Origin of the sequence: Haloterrigena alkaliphila, assembly GCF_017352155.2 — an archaeon.
Taxonomy (GTDB): Archaea; Halobacteriota; Halobacteria; order Halobacteriales; family Natrialbaceae; genus Haloterrigena; species Haloterrigena alkaliphila.
Genome location: NZ_CP071462.1, coordinates 1929208 through 1943773, shown reverse-complemented (window position 1 = coordinate 1943773; position 14566 = coordinate 1929208). Strand labels below are relative to the sequence as shown.

The 14566-nt window shown below is 60.6% G+C and carries 12 protein-coding genes; 2 read left to right on the top strand and 10 right to left on the bottom strand.

Going from position 1 to position 14566, the window contains the following annotated elements; genetic code table 11:
* Positions 1-52: 52 nt before the first annotated feature.
* Both J0X25_RS28245 and J0X25_RS28240 read right to left on the bottom strand, forming a co-directional pair.
* A complete protein-coding gene (locus tag J0X25_RS28245) occupies positions 53-1033 on the bottom strand; it encodes a branched-chain amino acid ABC transporter permease (protein ID WP_226776963.1) in 981 nt (326 codons plus the stop codon).
* A 125-nt stretch (positions 1034-1158) separates the two neighbouring features.
* Entirely contained in the window at positions 1159-2421 is a 1263-nt protein-coding gene (locus tag J0X25_RS28240; protein WP_207287193.1) for an ABC transporter substrate-binding protein, read from the bottom strand.
* Between the two features lie 182 nt (positions 2422-2603).
* Between J0X25_RS28240 and J0X25_RS28235 the strand changes: the two genes are divergently transcribed.
* Both J0X25_RS28235 and J0X25_RS28230 read left to right on the top strand, forming a co-directional pair.
* On the top strand, positions 2604-3389 hold the full coding sequence (locus J0X25_RS28235; RefSeq protein ID WP_207287192.1) for a 2-keto-4-pentenoate hydratase: 786 nt from the start codon (positions 2604-2606) through the stop codon (positions 3387-3389).
* A gap of 141 nt (positions 3390-3530) precedes the next feature.
* A complete protein-coding gene (locus tag J0X25_RS28230) occupies positions 3531-3926 on the top strand; it encodes a universal stress protein (RefSeq protein ID WP_207287191.1) in 396 nt (131 codons plus the stop codon).
* A 66-nt stretch (positions 3927-3992) separates the two neighbouring features.
* Here the strand turns inward: J0X25_RS28230 and J0X25_RS28225 are convergent, their stop codons facing one another.
* From J0X25_RS28225 to J0X25_RS28190, 8 genes are all read right to left on the bottom strand, one after another.
* Entirely contained in the window at positions 3993-5261 is a 1269-nt protein-coding gene (locus J0X25_RS28225; RefSeq protein WP_226776962.1) for a M24 family metallopeptidase, read from the bottom strand.
* A complete protein-coding gene (locus tag J0X25_RS28220; RefSeq protein ID WP_226776961.1) occupies positions 5254-6354 on the bottom strand; it encodes an SAM-dependent methyltransferase in 1101 nt (366 codons plus the stop codon). The genes J0X25_RS28225 and J0X25_RS28220 overlap by 8 nt, the downstream gene beginning before the upstream one ends.
* Positions 6347-7378, bottom strand: a complete 1032-nt coding sequence (gene meaB / locus J0X25_RS28215) for a methylmalonyl Co-A mutase-associated GTPase MeaB (protein ID WP_207287188.1) — start codon at positions 7376-7378, stop codon at positions 6347-6349. The genes J0X25_RS28220 and meaB overlap by 8 nt, the downstream gene beginning before the upstream one ends.
* Before the next feature lie 22 nt (positions 7379-7400).
* Positions 7401-7820 carry a cobalamin B12-binding domain-containing protein gene (locus J0X25_RS28210; protein ID WP_207287187.1) on the bottom strand — a complete coding sequence of 140 codons (420 nt, stop codon included), beginning with the start codon at positions 7818-7820 and terminating at the stop codon, positions 7401-7403.
* A gap of 1 nt (position 7821) precedes the next feature.
* Positions 7822-9522, bottom strand: coding sequence for an acyl-CoA mutase large subunit family protein (locus J0X25_RS28205; RefSeq protein WP_207290884.1), 1701 nt, complete (start codon positions 9520-9522; stop codon positions 7822-7824).
* Positions 9523-9629: 107 nt separating this feature from the next.
* Positions 9630-11027: a phenylacetate--CoA ligase family protein gene (locus tag J0X25_RS28200; RefSeq protein ID WP_207287186.1), complete on the bottom strand. Its 1398-nt coding sequence runs from the start codon at positions 11025-11027 to the stop codon at positions 9630-9632.
* A 79-nt stretch (positions 11028-11106) separates the two neighbouring features.
* Positions 11107-12807: a thiamine pyrophosphate-binding protein gene (locus J0X25_RS28195; protein ID WP_207287185.1), complete on the bottom strand. Its 1701-nt coding sequence runs from the start codon at positions 12805-12807 to the stop codon at positions 11107-11109.
* A gap of 118 nt (positions 12808-12925) precedes the next feature.
* Positions 12926-13684: an IclR family transcriptional regulator gene (locus tag J0X25_RS28190; RefSeq protein ID WP_207287184.1), complete on the bottom strand. Its 759-nt coding sequence runs from the start codon at positions 13682-13684 to the stop codon at positions 12926-12928.
* Positions 13685-14566 lie beyond the last annotated feature (882 nt).

Below are 14566 nucleotides of genomic sequence, written 5' to 3'. Positions count from 1 at the left end.
AGGGGAGTGTCCACTGATCGTGCTGTGGTCCCATCTAACTCGTTCGTGCAATTCATTCCAAGAACCCCTCCTCTCCGAAGAGACCGCGTGGTCTAGCGAGTAGTACGACGATCATCACGACGAACGGAACGACTCGTCGGACGCCCTGGAGATTGATCCATGAGATTCCCGTAGTGGTCGCGAGCGTGTTGAGCATCGTCGGTACGAGAAACATAGCCGTCCCGATGAGGAGTCCTCCAGCAACGCTTCCGAAGAAACTCCCGATTCCGCCGACAACGATCACCACGAATACCAGGATAATGAACAGCGAAGCCATCCCCGGATCGATCCCGGTTTCGGCACCTCGAAGAACGCCCGCGAGGCCGGCGAGGGCGGACCCGATGAAGAACAGGAACGTGAATTTGATCGGCAAGTTTTCGCCGACGAGTTCCGTCATCTCAGGGTCTTGTACACCGGCACGAATTGAGAGCCCGAAATCCGTTCGAACGATCAACAGGTAGATCGCTGTCACTGATATGATCCCGACGATCGTAGTGAACACTCGTATTCCGGCAATCTGGGTCACGAGGAGCGGAACGGGCTCAGTCAGGATGTCGGCGGAGTACGACATGGGCGACGATCCCCAAATAAAGCGGATCGATTCCTCGATCATCAACGCGAGTCCGAACGTGAGCAGTAGTCCGTTGATCGGTTCCGTCCCGTAGAGGCGTCTGAGGAGAAACCTCTCGACGAGAACACCGAGGACACCGACACCGATCGGTGCCGCGATTAGTGCGATCCAGATCGATAATCCGGATTGAGCGACGATCGCATACGCGAGATACGCCCCGAGCATGAAGAACGCGCCATGTGCGAAGTTAATCACGCCCATCAGGCCCAGAATCAATGTTAACCCGAGCGCGATCATGACGAGGATCATCCCGTACACTAAGCCACTGATGAGCTGAGTGGCGAACAATCCCGGTTTGACTGCGATCGTCAGGAGTACCCAGAGCCCCAAAAGCGCGTAGATTACTCTCCACGTCGTCGTCATGTTAGAAAACGTACTAGCGACGTGTCCTATCCACTGATCATGTGACAGCATATCATTTGCCATGTTCTGTGTTTACAGGGGTATCTAGCTAAAAAGCTTGTTAGGTGTTTCGGTTTCGGAAGTCACTACAGGTCGCAACCGGTCTCGTCGCACGATCGCATAACTTCTTCCCCAGAGCGCTTTGCCACTTGTTCGAACCAGATCCGCTCGCCGTCCTCGTCGACCATATCGTCGGCCGACTTCGCCTGAACAGCGTACGTCGGTTTCTCGTTCTGGTGGTCGCATTCTCGCCACGCTTGGGTTCCATCCAGAAGTCCGACGTCGGAGTAGTCGTGTCCGTTAAGCTCACCGGCGATATCGGCCGCAGCCGTGGACTCTGCCCGGATCGCCGCGCGAACAAGTTGGTCCATCGACGTGTACCCCAAGTAATGCCGGGAGTAGGCCGTCTTCTGGTACTCGTTCCGTATGCGCTCGACGAAATCTCCCATCTGCCCCTCCTGATAGGCAGGGTTCCAGACTGTGGCCCAGACACCCATTTGAGCGACTCCCTCCGGACCCAGCGACCACATGACTTCGTCTTCGAGTAGTACGCCTCCGGTTTTCATCTCGCTTGCGAGACCGCTATCGAGGTACTGTTGACACAACCGAGTCGTGTCAGCACCGGCGGTGATATTCCCCATCGCTTCGGCACCGGAATTCTGGACTCGATTGAGTGCAGAAGAATAGTCTCCCGCACCCAACGGGACCGATATCGTGTCGACGACCTCCGCACCTTCGTTTTGGAGTACTTCGGAAACAGCGTCTCGAGCTGTTTGACCCCAGGTATAATCGGCATAGACGAGCGTCCACGAGTCAGCGTGATCGGCCATCGCTGCTCCGGCCGTTCGCGCAAGCATCGTATTTGAACTCGCGGTCCGCCACATGTACTGACCGCAGTCCCCGCCAGTCGTCGCGTCCGAGTGGCTCCCGGACGCGATGTACGCGAGGTCGTTTCGTGACGCCCACTGTCCCATAGCGATCGCTACCGACGAGGAGACCCCGCCGAACGCGGCGTCGATCCCGTCCTGCGTGACGAGTTCCTCAATGCGGCGAACGCCCGTGTCTGGGTCGGCCTCGGTGTCCGCCTCGGTCGTTTCGATTGTGATATCGAACTCCTCCTCCAGATCCTGTATCGCGAGTTGCGCACCCTCGATCTCTGCCTGTCCGAGGTTCGCGTACACGCCGCTGAGCGGTTCTACGAGTCCGATGTGGATCTCGTCACCCAACTCCGTGTCCTGTTCACCGGGAGTCCCGGCACATCCGGCCAGTCCAGTGAGCCCGGCAGCACTTAATGCACCACTTGTCTTCAAGACATCTCGTCGCCGTACATCATCGGCATCCCATGCCATGCTACCTATATTCACACATCGGATATTAAGTGTTTGGGGATGTTAACACACAACACTATTATTTATCCGGGAGTGGATTGGAATGAATGAGTGGTTAGTGCGACGCTCCAACCACCGTAGCAGGCGGTGAGCGGTCGTCCGCAGCACTGAATTTTATGCTCTGACAGGTCGTGTATCGGACGATGGAAGACAACTCCGAGGAGCAAAAAGAGATTGCGTCGTCGCTCTATGGAGCATACCGTTCCGGGACTCCTCTCTCACCGCTCCGAGAGAAATACGAATTGACGCTATCGGATGCGTATCGCCTTCAGAAAGCAGTAACGGAACGACGTCGATCCGGTGAAGGTCCCCGCGTCGGATACAAGGTCGGCTTCACCTCCGAAGCAATTCAGAATGAACTGGACATCAACGAACCCGCGTACGGACACCTCCTCGCGGACACGCTCCAATCGGACGGGAGAATCAATCTCGAACCGCTCATCGAACCGAAGGTTGAAGCAGAACTGGCGATCCGTCTCGAGGAACCGATTACTGGACCGGTCACGACGGCCGAGATTCTAACGGCGACGAAAGCCGTCGTCCCGGTCATCGAAATCGTTGATTCCCGCATCGACGGTTGGAACGTCACCGCAGCGGAAGCGATTGCCGACAACGCGCTCTCTGGTCGCGTAATCTGCGGGGACCGAATCTTCGATCCCTCCTCGCTCGACACGAACCTTGCTCTGGAGGGGATACGAGTTCGAAAGAACGGCGTTCAGGAAGCGACGGGTGTCGGCGCCGACGTACTCGGCCACCCCTGTAATGCGGTACGCTGGCTCGCGCGATCGCTTCGCGACCGTGACGATCGATTGGAAGCGGGCGATATCGTGCTGACCGGTTCGGTCACTCCCCTCATCCCTCTCGCCCCCGATGATTTCATCGAGGTTCAGTTCGCTACCTTCGGAACGGTAACTGTGCGAGGAACCTGACACCCTGTACGGACGAACAATCGTTCGCTTTGAATCAGAGACCGCTCAGCGCGTAATAGTACGCCGCTTACGGGCGTTGGCCCTGCAGTCTCCGTCCGCCGGAACGAGGTTTAATGTATCTATGCCCCGAATACTCGAGTCATGTACGAAATCGTAGCCGGTATCGGTACGAACGAGGAGCGAGCGATCGAGCAAGCGGACCTACTCGTCGGGCTGGCGACGTCGGGACTGACCACCAGCGTGACGCTCCTGCACGTATTCGAGGACAATCCGGAGGGAGCGTCCGCACACCAGCTCGAGTCGGTGAAAGCGGCTCGAGACCGGCTCGCTGATCACGGTATCGAGGTCGACGTTCGCGAATCCAGCGGCGATCCGGCCCAAAACATTGTCGAGTTCGCAAGGGAACGAGATGGAGATGCGATTTGCGTCGCCGGGCGAAAACGCACTCCGTCGGGAAAGGTACTGTTCGGAAGCGTAACGCAGTCGGTGCTCCTCGAGAGCGATCAGCCCGTTTTCGTTCCCGGTATCGGGAAGTAGGTTCACGATCGTCGAACGAAGTGGTGACGGGTGCCGACCCGTTCCCGTCGGATGGTCGGAGTTCAATTACGATTCGTTATTCCCGGTCTGGATCTCGAACAGTTTCTGCGGCGTCGTCGAGAGTCGATCCACACCGGAGTCGGTGACGAGATAGTCGTCCTCGACGACTACCGTTCCGTGGTCGGGATGGATCAGTTTGGGCTCTATGGTGACGACCATGCCCTCGCGCAGTTCCGTCGTATTACCTTGAACGAGCGTCGGCTCTTCATCCGCTTCGAGACCGATACTGTGCCCAATGTAGGGCGCCTGCATCTCCGCGTACCCGCACAGCCACTCGGCGACGCCGAGTTTCTCGGCGCACTCGCGCGCGGCGAGATATGGCGCTTCGGCGGATACACCAGATTCGACGGCGTTTCTGGCTTCTTCGTGGATGGTGAGTACTTTGCGAAACCACTCGCGCTGGTCCGGCGTAGCATCACCGACTACGTACGTCCGAGCCACGTCACCGTGGTAACCGGCCCAGTTCAGCGCGATGTCCGCCGCCAGAAAGTCCCCGTTTTCCAGCGGCCGGTTCGATGGGCCCCACGGCATGCTCCGAGCGACACCGGTTCCGGTCACGGTCATCGCGTGCCCCGAAACGAGCGGGAGCACGTCGCCGCTGGCGATGAGTCCCGCTGCAGGGAGGCGAGCGTCCCAGCGCCGGAAGAAAATTCGATCGTCCATTCCCGCCGCCACCAGTGCGCCGATCACTTCGCCCGCGACCTCTTTCTCAGTCACGCCGGGCGCCGCTCGTCGTCGAATCGCGTCGTGTGCAACCTCGTAGAGTTCGGCCGCCTCCGTCAGGAGTTCGACTTCACCTTCCGCTTTGGTCGCTCGTTGTGAAAGGACGATGTCGGAAACGTCGACGAGTTCGGCGTCGAGGACAGCCGCCAGCTTCGACGTGATCGCCGCTGGAACGGCGTCGAGGGGGACCGCCAGCGTAGCGACATCACCTGCGTATTCCGCGAGCGCAGAGAGTCCGCCCCGTTCGAGGTACCGGTCGGGCAATTCGACCTCCTGTCTCGCAAAGGCCATCGCTCGGCGGACGAAGAGTCTGGCGCTTCGGCCGTCCCCGACGGGAACGTAGAGGTTCGCCGGCTGACCGCTTCCCGTGTAGTAGGTGAGGTCGACGTAATTCGGCAGTACCGCCGCGTCGGCCTCACTCGTTTCGAGCCTTTGAGCGAGGTCGTCGATCCGTTCCTCGTAATCGAACTGCGGGTAGGAATGACGGTACCTGGAGACGTCTCGCTCGTGGGCGACCGTTCGGTCGTACGACGGGGGAGATTCATCAGTCATTGTCGACCACGCCCTCGTACACGACGAACCGATCCGCAAAGGTAGTCCGGGAGCGTTCCGTCCGCCCAGCGGAAGCGAGTAGGTCCCGCTGTTCGGAAACCGTCGGGACGACGTTTCCCCACGCGAGTTCTGACCACTGCGTCTCGACGCCGGTAGCAAACGGCGATCGGTCGAACGCCGACGGGTGCGCAGGGTACACCTCGTCGAAGACCGCGACGACGCCGTCGTCAGCGAGCGCTTCGTCGAGGACCTCGAAGAGTTCCTCTCGGGCGTCCTCGTCGATCTCATGTTGACTCATGAAGAGGACTGCCGCATCGAACGGAGACGTTCCCTCCGCTGCGGCCGTCGTCGCGTCCCGGACGCGAAAGGTCGTCCGATCGCTTACGCCCGCGTCGATGGCGCGCTCCCGTGCGCGGTCGACGGCGTCCTCGTCTAGATCGACGCCGGTTACGGTGAGGTCTGAGTACTGGTCACAGAGCCGACACGCCAAGTGGCCCGTTCCGCAGCCGACATCGAGAAGGCGACCGCCTCGCGCCAGCTGGGCGTCGAACGCCGGAAGCGACTCGGGAATCAACTTCTCGACGAAGATCGTCTGGAGTCCGCGGGTCGTCCCCTCGATGACGTCCGTGAACGCAGGACCGCGATCGACGAACGGTCTCGTCTCACCGGTACGGAAATATCGGGGATAGTTCCCGTAATCCTCGTTCAGATGGACGGCCGCGAACCGGAAGAGATTGCCCATATACTGGGCGTCGTCGGGATCCGCTAACGGCCGAACGAACGGCTCGCAGAGGCGGAACGCATAGCGGTCTCGGTCTCCGGGTCTTTCCGCGGCTTCCCTGTTCGATTGATCGATGCCCTCGTCCGGTTCGACCTCGAGGAGGCCCCATCGCAAGCCCACCTCGCAGAACCGACGTACGTACGCTTCGTGGAGGTCGAGTCTCGAAGCGAGTTCGTCGGGGGTTCGGGGCTCGACGAGCGCTTCGAACAGCCCGCACTCGATTCCGATGTACGTGTAAAACGTTGCATGGAAACCGCTCACAAACCCGTGAAGGCGCTTGACCGGATCGTCGATCGCTGTCCAGTCAGTCATCGCGTAAGTACTCCTCGACGGCTCTCCGGAACGGCACGACGAGTTCCTCCGATGTGGTATAGGGGTCGACGCTCGAATCCTCAGTGAGCAAGTCGCGACGCGCTTCAACGACATCGTCGGCCAGGTGGTCGAGCTCGTTACCCAGATGGGTTCGCACCTCCTGTTCGAACCGTCTGGCTCGCGTTTCGGCGAGTTCGCCGCTCTCCTCGAGGAACGCGTAGTGGTCATCGAACGCGTCGACGAGATCATCGACCCCCTCTCCCTTTGTCGCGACGGTCAACTCGACACGCGGAACCCAGGTATCGGGATCGTCCGCCGGGTCGCCAGCGTCGCTCCGCTCGAGGTCCTGTCCGATGCGAATCATCTGCTGGAGTTCCTGAGCCGTCGCCGTCGCGCCGTCGAGATCAGCCTTGTTGACGGCGAAGACGTCGGCGATCTCGAGGATACCGGCCTTGTTCGCCTGCACGTCGTCGCCCGCGCCCGGAATCGCGACGACGCAGACGGTGTCCGCAGCCCGGACGATCTCCACTTCGTTCTGTCCGGCGCCGACGGTCTCGATAAGGATAACGTCCTTGCCGAACGCGTCCATCGCGTGAACGACGTCGAACGTCGCGGCCGCCAGCCCACCGACGTGTCCCCGGGCGCTCATCGATCTGAAGAACACGTTTGGATCCTCGTTGCGCGACGTCTGGCGGACGCGGTCGCCAAGGACGCTGCCGCCGGAGTACGGCGACGACGGATCGACCGCGATCACACCGACGGTCAGACCCTGTTCGCGCAGTTTGTCGACCAGTTTGTCGACGAGGGTCGACTTCCCCGACCCCGGTTGTCCGGTGATACCGATGGTACGGGTTCCGGTCGCGTGTTCGTGGAGCACCTTTACCGCGTCTTGGTACCCCGGTGCGCCGTTTTCGATCCGCGATATGAGCCGTGATAGCGAGAGCTGGTTCCCGTCGAGGACGCCCTCGACCAGCGAATGCAGGTCGCCGTTCAGATCCTGGACGGCGAGGTCGGTCCCGCTCATGGTATCTCGGGATGGCGCGCGCTCATGTCTCTACCTCCCGATCGACGTACTCGACGATGTTGTTAATATCGGTGTCTGGACCGAACACCCGATCCACGCCCTGCTCGAGGAGTTCTTCCTGATCGTCCTCGGGAATGGTACCGCCGACGAGGACCAGGACGTCCGTCATCCCTTTTTCCTCTAGGAGGTCGATGATCTTCGGAACGAGCGTATCGTGAGCGCCACTCAGGATGCTCAACCCCAAGACGTCGACGTCCTCCTGCACCGCCGTCTGAACGATCGCCTCTGGCGACTGGCGGAGACCGGAGTAGATGACCTCAAAGCCCGCGTCACGACAGGCGCGAGCCACGACCTTCGCGCCTCTGTCGTGGCCGTCGAGGCCAGGTTTGCCGATCAGTACGCGAACTGTGCGCTCCGTTCCGGTGGAATCTGTTGCTGCCATGTTAGAACACTCCTGGATCTTCGTACGTCCCGTACTTCTCGCGCAGCACACCCATCATCTCGCCCTCGGTGGCGTACGCCTTCGCGGCGTCGACGAGATAGGGCATGATGTTTTCGTCGTTTTCGACGGCCTCGCGGAGGGCGTCGATTCGCTTCTCAACGAGTTCGTCGTCTCGCTCTTTTTTCACTCGGTTCAACCGTTCCTTCTGACGCTCCTCAGTCTCCGGGTTCGCTTGGAAGAGTTCGATCTCCGTGTCCTCACCGCCTTCCGTATAGCAGTTGACGCCGACCTTCTTCAGGTCGCCCCCGGCCTTACGCTTCTCCCATTTGTATGAGGAGTCGACGATCTCCTGCTCGAAGTAGCCGTTTTCGATCCCTCGCAGCATCCCCTCTCTCATGCTGCCCTCGCCCATCTCCTCGATCTCGGCGAGGTACTCGAGGATGCGCTCTTCCATCTCATCGGTGGCTTTCTCGACGTAGTAGCTGCCGCCGAGGGGATCGATCGTATCAGTGACGCCTGACTCGTGTGCGATGACCTGTTGCGTGCGCAGGGCGATGCGCATCGCGTCTTCGCTCGGAATGGACAGCGCCTCGTCGTACCCGTTCGTGTGCAGCGACTGACAACCGCCCAGCACCGCGGCGAGCGCCTGAATGGTCGTGCGGGCGATGTTGACCATCGGCTGCTTTGCGGTGAGGCTTTCGCCGGCCGTCTGGACGTGATAGCGCATCCGGCGCGCGGCGTCGGACTCCGCGCCGTAACGGTCCTTCATGATGCGCGCCCAGATGCGCCGAACAGCCCGGAACTTCGCGATTTCCTCGAAGAAATCAGTCTGAGAGACGTAGAAGAAGGACATCCGGGGAGCGAATTCGTCAGGATCGAGTCCTCGCTTGATGCCGGACTCGATGTAGCCCATCCCCGCGCCGATGGTGAACGCCGCCTCCTGCGCGGCGGTCCCGCCGGCTTCTCTGGTGTGGTATCCACTAACGTTCGCCCAGTACCAGTTCGGAACCTCCTCTGTACAGTACTCGATGACATCCTCGACGAGCTTGATGTTCGGTCGCGGCGGAAGCGCGTAGGTCTTCTGGGCAATGAACTCCTTGAAGATGGAGTTCTGAATCGTCCCGCGCAGCTTCTCCCGGTCGACGCCGCGCTGGTCAGCCAACGCGACGTAGAATGCCAGCAGGATCGGCGCGGGCGAGTTGATCGTCATGCTCGACGATACCTCGTCGAGGGGGATGTCCTCGAAGAGGTCTTCGAAGTCGTCGAGTGTGTCGATCGCGACGCCGATGCGGCCCACTTCGCCCTCGGAATGTTCGTCGTCGGAATCGTACCCCGTCAGAGTCGGGTGATCGAAGTCGGTCGACAGCCCCGTCTGGCCCTGATCGAGTAGGTACTTGTACCGTTCGTTCGTCTCCTCCGCCGTCTCGAAGCCCGCGATCTGTCGGTGCGTCCAGTGGCGTCCCCGATACATCGTGGGGTAGGGTCCGCGAGTGAACGGCGGCTCTCCCGGGAAGCCGAGGTCATCCTCGTAATCGAGGTCCTCGACATCTTCGGGCGTGTACAGCCGTTCGCGTTCGTACCCCGACAATGTTTCGAACGTCTCCTTTCGCTCGGGGTGGCCCTCAAGCCACTCCCCGAGGGTCCCCTCCTCCCAGTCGCCCTTCGCTTCGAGGAACTCCCGCAATCGCTCTTCGTCGAACAGGGGGTCATCGCTCATTTCGTCGGGATTGTACATCCCTTCCGGTTCGTCTGGAATCCGCGGATCAGCTTTCTCGTCTGTTTCTGAACTCATTCTTTGTTCTCCATTCGTTAGACATCGATGGCGAGTTCGCGTTTGTCTTTCACACGATCCGCCTTGAACTGCGTTCGGTCCAACTCACCCTGTTTGACGACAGTGACGTCCGGTGTCACGCCGACTTCCGACTTGATCTCCTGCCTGACGAGATCGTGGAACTCGTCCGGACCCGTCTCAGCGTCGTCCGCGACCTCGACAACGAGCTGGAGGGAGTCGAGCGCTCCCTCCCGTTCGACGACAATCCGGAACTCGTCACCGTAGTCGTCGAGGGCGTGTAGCTGGTCTTCAATCTGCGACGGGAAGATGTTTTTCCCACGGATAACTAACATATCGTCCGCGCGTCCGTATATACCTTTCGGGAGCGTGGGGTACGTGCGACCACATTCGCAGTCGGTCTCGTCGTGGCGCTCCCACGTCGTGATGTCGCCGCTCCAGTAGCGAATCATCGGCTGAGAAGTTCGCTCGAGGTGCGTGTACGTCGGGACGCCTTCCGCCCCGTACTCCAGCGACTCCTCCGTATCAGGGTCGAGGAGTTCCGTGTAGACGATATCGTTCCAGACGTGCATGCCGTTTTCCAAGTGCCGACAGCCGGAGTTCGACATCCACGGCGTCATCTCGGCCATGCTCCCCTGATCGACGACCTCACAGTCGAACATCGTCTCGATCTGTCGGCGAGTCGACGGGACGCTGGCACCCGGTTCGCCCGAGAAGAACATCACCTTGAAGTCGAAGTCTTCGGCCGGATCGTGCCCCCTCTCCTCTGCCGTCTCACCTAGGTAGAGCGCGTACGAGGGCGTCCCGTAGAGGGCGTCCGGTTGCAGGTCGGCGATCCACTCGACGGCCTGCTCGGTCTGACCCTCCATCCCGGCGCCGAACGGGAACGTCGTGCATCCCAAATGATCGACGCCGGCGAGCGCTCCCCAGGAGCCGAGATACTGGATGAATGGACTCGTAATGATGACCCGATCGTCCGGGCGAAGGCCGACGCTCCAGAGGATCTGTGCGTGCCACTCGCCGATCCGGTCCCAATCGTCCTGACCGATTCCGAACACCTTGGGCCGACCGGTCGTTCCCGACGTCCCGTAGATACGAGCGATGTCCTCCTCGTCGATGCAAAGAAAGCGACCGAACGGCGGGTGCTCCTTCTGCTCCTGTTTGATGTCGTCGGAGCTCAGAATCGGTAACTGTTCGAACTCCTCGAACGACGTGATGTTTCGCGGGTCGACGTCGACGTCCGAGTAGAACTCGCGGTAGAATTCGCTGTTGTCGTACGCGTACCGGACCTGTTCGCCTATTTTTTCGATGATCTCGTCCCGGCGCTCGCCCGGGGGCCGAGTCTCCTGTCGCTCGTCCCAGTACTCCGAATCTGGATCCGGACGGGAGTCCGAACCGGCAGCAGTTGGCCAATTCATCCTAACCATGGTATCTGTTGCCAGGTGTTATAAGTTTGCATGGTCGGTTCCGAGTTTCTGTCGATTCGTTCAATCAATTTCATTCTTCGATACTTCCGTCAGTTGATCCGTGTCGGAACTCCCGTTCCAGATCGTCCCACGCGTCGAGGGGCTGGTAATCCGGAACGCGGGCCAGCCCGTTCGCTGCGTCCGGGCTCACGGCATCGGGGTCGACCGGGACGTCGACGACGACGGGACCGTCCGTCACGACGGCGCGCTCGACGGCGTCGTCGAGCGCCGCCGAGTCCGATACGGAGATCCCCTCGGCACCCATAGCGGTCGCAATCTCGTCGAACGCGATTTCGGTGAGTTCGCTCCCGATCTCCCTGCCGTAGTTCTCCAGTTGGTCGTACCGCTCGATGTTCCACGCGGCGTTGTTCGCGACGACGACCGTAACGTCCGCTTGCTCGCGCACCGCAGTTTCGATGTCCGCCAGATTGAACCCGAGCGAGCCGTCACCAGTGAAGCAGACGACGTCCGCCTCCGGTTGGGCGAGGGACGCGCCGATGGCAAACGGAAGTCCGACGCCGAGACAGCCGAGCGGTCCAGGATCGAGGTAGCCGCGCGGATTCGCCGTCGGTATCGCTATCCGGCCGAACGAGAGAGCATCGCCGCCGTCACAGATCACAATCGCGTCGTCGTCGATCGCCCGTTCGATCGCACCGCAGACCCGGTAGGGATGAATCGGCGTTTCGTCGCCGGTCTTCTGCTCGGCCATGCGCGTCGCTCGACTCGTGTGACCCTCCCGGAGGTCGTCGACCCACTCGCCCGTTCCGATGGGCCCCTCGAGTCGGTCCCGGAGCGCGGCGACGGCGGACGAAACGGAGCTCCGAACGGAAACGTCCGGCGTTCGATTACGTCGCAGCGCGTCCGGGTCGGTATCGACCTGTACGAAGACCGTCTCGTCGAAGACGGCCGGACTCCCGTAGCCGAGCGTGAAGTCGAGTCGCTTGCCGAGGATCAGGAAGAGGTCCGCTCGCCCCATCGCGTCGCCGCGCGCACCCGGGACACAGTAGTCGTTCGTCTCCGGGACGACCCCCTTGCTCCCTGCCGTCGTGAGAACCGGCAGCCGCGTCTCTTCGACGAACGAACGGATCTCCGCCGCCGCATCGCGGGCGCCCCGTCCGAGTATCGCGACCGGCCGATCGGCATCCCGCACCGCGTCCGCCGCAGCATCGAGCGTCTCTCGAGGGGCGACGATATCGTGGGACGCCGTCGGATCCGGACGGCCACGCGTCCATTCGGTCTCGTTTCGGAGGACGTCGGTCGGGATCTCGACGAGCGCGGGGCCGCGATTATCGAGCGCGGCACCCGCTGCCTCGACGAGGTATTCCTGAATCCGACCGGTCTCGTAGACCGTTCGATCCGTAACGGTGATGTCCTCCGCAAGATCACGATGGGGAATTTCCTGAAGCGCCCCTCGCTCGAACTGCGGGACGGGCGGATAGCCGGTGACGATCAGCAGCGGAGTACCGGACGTGTATGCGTTCGCGATCCCCGTCATCGCGTTCGTGAAACCGGGACCGGCAGTGACGAGCGCGACGCCGAGTTCCCCGGTCACCGCCGCGTCCGCGTGGGCAGCGTGGACGGCCGCGCGTTCGTCGCGCGTGTCGATTATAGAAGAATCCGTGTCTCCTATCTCGTCCCATATCGGTTGGATGTGACCGCCGCAGAGACCGTAGACCCTAGCCGTGAATCTCGCGAGCGTCTCGGCGGCGATCGTCGCACCTGTCTTTGACATGGTGTATCAACCCATTCGCTGGATCGCGTAATAAGTCTATATACGAGAGGTGTGCTCACGGGCCGGTCGTAAGACCGCTTAACGCCGGCGAATTGCTGCGTCCGTACGGCCGATCGCGTTATTCGCCGAGTGTGTACTGCACTTCGACGACGTTCGCGGACTGTAACAGCAGATTGGGGAGTTCGGCTTCGAACCGTTTGCCCTCCATTCGGTTCGCCGGACCGCTTATGGTGAGCGCTCCTTGAACGCGGCCTTCGGGGAGGATCGGGACGGCAACGGCCCGAACGCCCTCGACCCGTTCACCTCGATCCGCCGCGTACCCTCGCTCGCGGATCTCCGCTAACTGTTCCCGAAGCGCGGTTCGATCCGTCACCGTCTTCTCAGTTATCGACGGTAGTCCGTGCTCGTTGAGTATCGAATCGATTCGATCCTCCGGAAGGTGGGCGAGTATTGCTTTTCCGGGCGCGTTCGTCGGCATCGGCATGCGGAACCCCTCCGACACGCCGAGGTCGAGCGCATCCGCCCCCTTCGAGATGTACAGCAACACCGTCCGTCCGTTCTCCTCTATCGCGAGGGACGCGTGCTCTCCGGTCTGTGTCGCGAGCTCGTCGACCTCTCGCTTCGCGGGCGGAAAGACGTCCATTCGCCGCCGAGCCGACTCGCCCATGTCCAGCAGCCTCGTACTGACCCGGTAGGTCTTCTCCTCTTTCACCACGTATCCGAGCTTCTGGAGACTGATGAGGTGATCGTGTACTGTACTTGTCGGTTTCTCAAGGTGGGAAGCCAACTCCGGCAACGATGCCTCACCCTCCTTGACGAGCGTCTCGAGCAGATCGAAGGTCGTTTTCGTGGTTTTGATTGGGATGTGATCATTCATACTCGTAGTCATACGATCGGGACTCATCCACTTAATTCTATCCGGTATCGTCGTTTCCGCTTTTTCGGAGACCGAGGCTAGACGGATAGAAGCGGCGTTATACAGGTATCATCGATAATGTCGATCAATTCCTCCCATACGGATGATTCACGACCGTTTCAATCCGTCCTTATCGATCTTCTCGGATGAGCCGCTTCCTCGCTCGTCTCAGCCGGATGCGCATCCGGTCGGTGCCGGTTCGAGCGAAACCCTACCCTGATCGTCCGCTCGCGATTCAAACGATGTGGTAATATTGCTTTACACCCATATGGGTGTAATACAAGATCGAATACCGATTTGTTGGCCCGGTTCCACTCCCCCTAAGACGAGTCGACGATCCCGGAACACGGGGAGAGGCGCCGCGGACAGCAGTGAGGCGATCCGTCAGGGAACAGCCGACCGAAATGAGCCCGGCTGGTCTGGGGAGAACGTACGGGGACAATACCGGCATACGGGTGAGCCTTCGTTCAGGAGTACGAAAATCGCTGACCCGACAACGGCCGATACCGGTCGAAGCGGCCGACCGAGCGGACGACGGTCGGTATCGCAGGATCCAGTAATTCTACCGTTTCTCCGTAACTAGTTCGATTATATCGATGACGGTCGTAAATCACCGTCACATCTACCGATTCACTTCAATACTTTATCTACTAATATCGATATTATCGATAAAGTCGATCTGGTAACGCTTCCTCCGGTATCCCGCATTCTATTGTAGTCGCCCGGTCGTCCCTCCGAATGGAACCGATATCGGTCAGTCCGGGCCGACCAGAAGCGGACCGCCCATAGATCTGGATCGTCGCCTCGACCTGCGGTTTTAGGCGCTGATCACTGCGCTCCCCA

Excerpts from the sequence above, each read along its gene's own strand:
- J0X25_RS28245 (WP_226776963.1), bottom strand. The coding sequence starts at position 1,033 with ATGACGACGACGTGGAGAGTAATCTACGCGCTTTTGGGGCTCTGGGTA.
- J0X25_RS28240 (WP_207287193.1), bottom strand. The coding sequence starts at position 2,421 with ATGGCATGGGATGCCGATGATGTACGGCGACGAGATGTCTTGAAGACA.
- J0X25_RS28235 (WP_207287192.1), top strand. The coding sequence starts at position 2,604 with ATGGAAGACAACTCCGAGGAGCAAAAAGAGATTGCGTCGTCGCTCTAT.
- J0X25_RS28230 (WP_207287191.1), top strand. The coding sequence starts at position 3,531 with ATGTACGAAATCGTAGCCGGTATCGGTACGAACGAGGAGCGAGCGATC.
- J0X25_RS28225 (WP_226776962.1), bottom strand. The coding sequence starts at position 5,261 with ATGACTGATGAATCTCCCCCGTCGTACGACCGAACGGTCGCCCACGAG.
- J0X25_RS28220 (WP_226776961.1), bottom strand. The coding sequence starts at position 6,354 with ATGACTGACTGGACAGCGATCGACGATCCGGTCAAGCGCCTTCACGGG.
- meaB (WP_207287188.1), bottom strand. The coding sequence starts at position 7,378 with ATGAGCGGGACCGACCTCGCCGTCCAGGATCTGAACGGCGACCTGCAT.
- J0X25_RS28210 (WP_207287187.1), bottom strand. The coding sequence starts at position 7,820 with ATGGCAGCAACAGATTCCACCGGAACGGAGCGCACAGTTCGCGTACTG.
- J0X25_RS28200 (WP_207287186.1), bottom strand. The coding sequence starts at position 11,027 with ATGAATTGGCCAACTGCTGCCGGTTCGGACTCCCGTCCGGATCCAGAT.
- J0X25_RS28195 (WP_207287185.1), bottom strand. The coding sequence starts at position 12,807 with ATGTCAAAGACAGGTGCGACGATCGCCGCCGAGACGCTCGCGAGATTC.
- J0X25_RS28190 (WP_207287184.1), bottom strand. The coding sequence starts at position 13,684 with ATGAATGATCACATCCCAATCAAAACCACGAAAACGACCTTCGATCTG.